Below are 3596 nucleotides of genomic sequence, written 5' to 3'. Positions count from 1 at the left end.
GCAAGGCTAGAAAGGCCACCTCCAGCGCGCGGGGCCTGCGGGGGTGGGGGAGGCTCGAGCCCACCAAGGCCAAGGCCAGGAAAACCCCCACCGCCCAGGCCCAAGGCCCGGCCTGCACTGCTAGGGGCCAGCCCCCTCCCTGCCAGGGCAGCGCCGCCCAGGCCAGCAGGGCCAGGAGCAAGGGGCTGCGGGCCACGGAGGGGGTATAGACGGGGGCGCTCATCGGAAGGACGTTGGGGCCCGGACAGCCACAGAAGCCTCAGCGCGGCTGCGGGAAGATTTCCTTGGTCCAGCGGCCCACCACCCGGTCGCGCACCTCGCTGGAGCCGAACTTGGCGAAGTCGTACTTGATAAGGGTGATGGAGGCCAGCCGGGGGGAGTTGGGGGGGATGGGGGTCTTCTTGTTGGACTGGATTTGCAGCGAGCCCACCTTGGCCGCGATGGACTGGGCCTCGGGGGTCAGGGCCCACTCAATGAAGCGGATGGCCGCCTCGCGGTTGGGGGCCCCTTTAATCAGGCTCAGGCCGCCAATCTCGTAGCCGGTGCCCTCGAGGGGAAAGTAGACCTTGAGGGGAAAACCCTCCTGGGCAAACTTCACCCCATCGTGGGCGAACTGCACCGCGATGGCCACATCGCCCCGGCCCGCGAGCTGGCCTGGGGCCGAGCCCGAGCGGGTGTACTGGGCGATGTTGCGGTGAATCTGAGCCAGCAGCCGGAAGGCCTGCTCCTCGCCGTAGATTTGGATGAGGGTGGCCAGGATGGTGTAGCCGGTGCCCGAGGTGTTGGGGTCGGGCATGGCGATGAGCCCCTTGTAGCGGGGGTCGGCCAGGTCGGTCCAGCGCTTGGGCTCGGGCAGGCCCCGCCGCTGCAAGACCTGGGTGTTTACCACGAACCCGATGGCCCCAGTGTAGAGGGGAATGTAGGTCTCGCCCACCGCCTGGCGCAAATCCTCCCGCAGGTCGTTCCAGGCCCGAGGCCTGTAGAACTCGGTCAGGCCCTCTCGGAAGGCGATCAGGTGGGGGTCGCCGGTGCCGCCGAACCAGACATCAAACTGCGGGCGCTGGGCCTCGGCCCGCAGCCGGGCCAGGGCCTCGCCGGAGCTCAGCCGCACAAAGCGCAGCTCGATGCCAGTGGCCTGCCGAAAGGCCGGAACCAAGGCCTCGCACCAGGCCAGGTCGGGGCTGCACAACACGTTCACCCGTTGCTGGGCCCATCCTGCGCTCATCAACAGGATTGCCGCCAGCCAGAAGCTTCTAATCGCCCATGGGTTCATCGCACACCTCGGTTGGGTTTTAGACTGCGGCTCATAATCTACCCCACCTTGCCCCGCCTGTCAAAGTCGGCGCAGGCCCAAAGCCAGCAGGAAGAAGAGGGCCTGGGTGAGTACGATGGCGCTGATAGTGGGGATTGAGCTTTCGGACGAGGAGCTGGCGGAGGTGGAGGGGGCTGGGCCAACTTGCTCATAGGGGCCGCTACGGGCGCGGGAGCTGGAATTTACTGCCAGCTCACGACGGAAAGTACACGATTGGGGTGCGGTTGGCCTGAGTGCTGCCGGAGGTACTCTTATGGGAGCCGCGGGTGGTCTAGGAGGTTCTGCCTTACACGCCTGGGCGTCAGGCCGGGTTGGCTGGGGCTTTGTGGCAGGTGGCCTGTATGGCACAATCAGAGGGCCCTATGACCATCGCTACGATCGCTAGGTGGGCAGCGAGGTTGAGGGTTGCCAAGCTGATTTCCTACTTTTTGACCGGTCTGGTATTCTTTCTCCTTACAGGTCGCTTCTTCGGCTGGCCTGACCCTAGCGAAGGGCTGGAAGGCCTCTTGCATAGAGCTTTTTTTCTAAGTCTAGCTGTTTGGACTGCCATAGACGTTATAAGGTGGCCTCCAGGTTCTTCAGATGACCGGCGAGGATGACCTTGGGCGGAGCGCGGCAGGCGGTGTTGTGGGCGGGGCCATGGACAGGTAAAAGGGCTGCTGCCACACTGTAATCACGAGGCTTTTTCGGGGAGGGGGTTTGGGCCCCTTCCCCAACCGGGAGCAGGATGAAGGGTTCTTTACGGTATGCCATTGTACTGTTAGGAGAAGGCCTGCGGAGGCTCTTTTGGGCTTTTCTGGCTACCTTCGCTCTAGCGATAGCTCAGTTTTATCTAGGCCCCATCCTCGTGGATAGACTGGGTTGGAAAAACGAATTTTTCATCAGCAGTTTTTACAGAGGCAAAGAAGGTTTCAAGCTGATACAGGAGCGGGATCTGGCCGGATACCTCGGCGTTTACTTTGACTGGGCTTTTCCCTTCCTCCCCGTGCTTGTCCTTATCTTCCTCTTCATCAACCCACCCCGCATGGAGGAGCGGTAGTGGGCCCTGGTGCTGCTAACATTCCAAGCGAACTTACGCGGTTCCGGGAGGGCCTACCAAAGATGAGGAGCCGGTGGAAACCCCATTACACCCCAATTTTGCTGGGGTTGACCCTGGCTGCTTTTTTAGTCCGCCCTCCTGACTCCTTGTTTTCGGGAGTCGTGCGCGTAGCCCTCTTCGCTGTGTTTATTTGGTTCTTTGGTCCGCTTGTTGATGAGCTGGAGAGCCGTTCCAGACAGAAAAACCCTAAGGTTTACGATTTCTTGGATGCTTTCGTTGCTTCATTGGCGTTTGGAGGGTTTGCTTGGATTCTGGGCGGCATGAAGGCGGATGCCTTCTGGATCGGGGTGGGTGTCCTAGCGGCCCTGTTGGGCGGTGTGGCCTATGGTTGGGCGAAAAGACTTATGGAGCGCTAGCCGGGTAGCGGTTGTGGGCGGCTTGAGGATGTTCGCCAAGCTTACGGTTGCGGTACTCCTTGCATCCTTGGCGGCGGCCCAGCCGGTGCGGGACTGGCGCTCCCTGCGCTACGAGGGGGTGGTGGGCCAGACCGACTGGTTCACCTGCGGCCCCGCGGCGGTGGCCACGCTGCTCCGGCGCTACCACGGCATGGAGGGGGTGGACGAGGAACAGGTGTTGGAGCTTGCCCTTAGGTTCATGGGGAAAACGGAGGACCAGGTGCGACCCTCGGGGATTACCGCCCTGGCCCTGCGGGAGGCGATGGGGGCTCTGGGGGTGCCGGCCCGCGGGTTTCGGCTCAGCCTGGAGGAGCTGGCCGACTACTTTGTGCGCGGTGGCCTGCCGGTGGTGCTCCACACCACCCGGCCTGAGCCGCACTATGTGGTGGCGGTGGGGCTGGTGAGGGGTAACTGGGTGCTGGCCGACCCGAGCTGGGGACGGCGCATTCTCCCTTGGGAGGCGCTTTTGCGCGAGAAGGGCTTTAGCGGGGTGACGCTGGTGCCCTTGCCCGGCGAGGCTCAACTCGCAGGGGTGAAGGAGCGCCAGCGAGAGGCCCTGCGCTGGGCCGAAGGCCGCCTGAGGGCGCTGGAGGGGCTTGGCCGGAGGGGGCCGTGAGGGGGTTTTGGGTCTGGCTGGGCTGGTTTTGGGTTTTGGCCCTGGCCCAGCCCATTGACCCCTTGCAAAGGCCCAAGGAGGAGGCGGGTCTAATGCGCTACAGCCTGGGGTTGCGCTACACCCCTCAGGGGTTCACTGGCGTGGGGGTAGACCCGGAGCGGGGGGCCTATGCCC

5 protein-coding genes are annotated in these 3596 nt (G+C 63.7%); 3 read left to right on the top strand and 2 right to left on the bottom strand.

Features of this window, described 5'->3' with window-relative positions:
• The coding region (locus tag Mlute_RS14485) for a hypothetical protein (protein WP_147371120.1) at positions 1-223 on the bottom strand (223 nt) is incomplete at its 3' end.
• Between the two features lie 36 nt (positions 224-259).
• Entirely contained in the window at positions 260-1273 is a 1014-nt protein-coding gene (locus Mlute_RS14480; protein WP_119361256.1) for an ABC transporter substrate-binding protein, read from the bottom strand.
• A gap of 766 nt (positions 1274-2039) precedes the next feature.
• Here Mlute_RS14480 and Mlute_RS14475 point away from each other — a divergent pair.
• The 3 genes from Mlute_RS14475 (at position 2040) to Mlute_RS14465 (ending at position 3422) form a co-directional block, all read left to right on the top strand.
• Positions 2040-2351, top strand: coding sequence for a hypothetical protein (locus Mlute_RS14475; RefSeq protein ID WP_119361255.1), 312 nt, complete (start codon positions 2040-2042; stop codon positions 2349-2351).
• 98 nt (positions 2352-2449) lie between these two features.
• Positions 2450-2767 carry a hypothetical protein gene (locus tag Mlute_RS14470; RefSeq protein WP_119361254.1) on the top strand — a complete coding sequence of 106 codons (318 nt, stop codon included), beginning with the start codon at positions 2450-2452 and terminating at the stop codon, positions 2765-2767.
• A gap of 28 nt (positions 2768-2795) precedes the next feature.
• Positions 2796-3422, top strand: a complete 627-nt coding sequence (locus Mlute_RS14465) for a C39 family peptidase (RefSeq protein ID WP_119361253.1) — start codon at positions 2796-2798, stop codon at positions 3420-3422.
• The last annotated feature ends 174 nt before the right edge of the window (positions 3423-3596 follow it).

It is taken from the genome of Meiothermus luteus, from assembly GCF_003574085.1.
GTDB classification, from domain to species: domain Bacteria; phylum Deinococcota; class Deinococci; order Deinococcales; family Thermaceae; genus Meiothermus; species Meiothermus luteus.
Note: the sequence above shows the minus strand (reverse complement) of the source record. Positions and strands in the feature narration are given on the sequence as shown.

Coding starts and splice junctions, on each gene's coding strand:
- Mlute_RS14465 (WP_119361253.1), top strand. CDS start 2,796: ATGTTCGCCAAGCTTACGGTTGCGGTACTCCTTGCATCCTTGGCGGCG.
- Mlute_RS14475 (WP_119361255.1), top strand. CDS start 2,040: ATGAAGGGTTCTTTACGGTATGCCATTGTACTGTTAGGAGAAGGCCTG.
- Mlute_RS14480 (WP_119361256.1), bottom strand. CDS start 1,273: ATGAACCCATGGGCGATTAGAAGCTTCTGGCTGGCGGCAATCCTGTTG.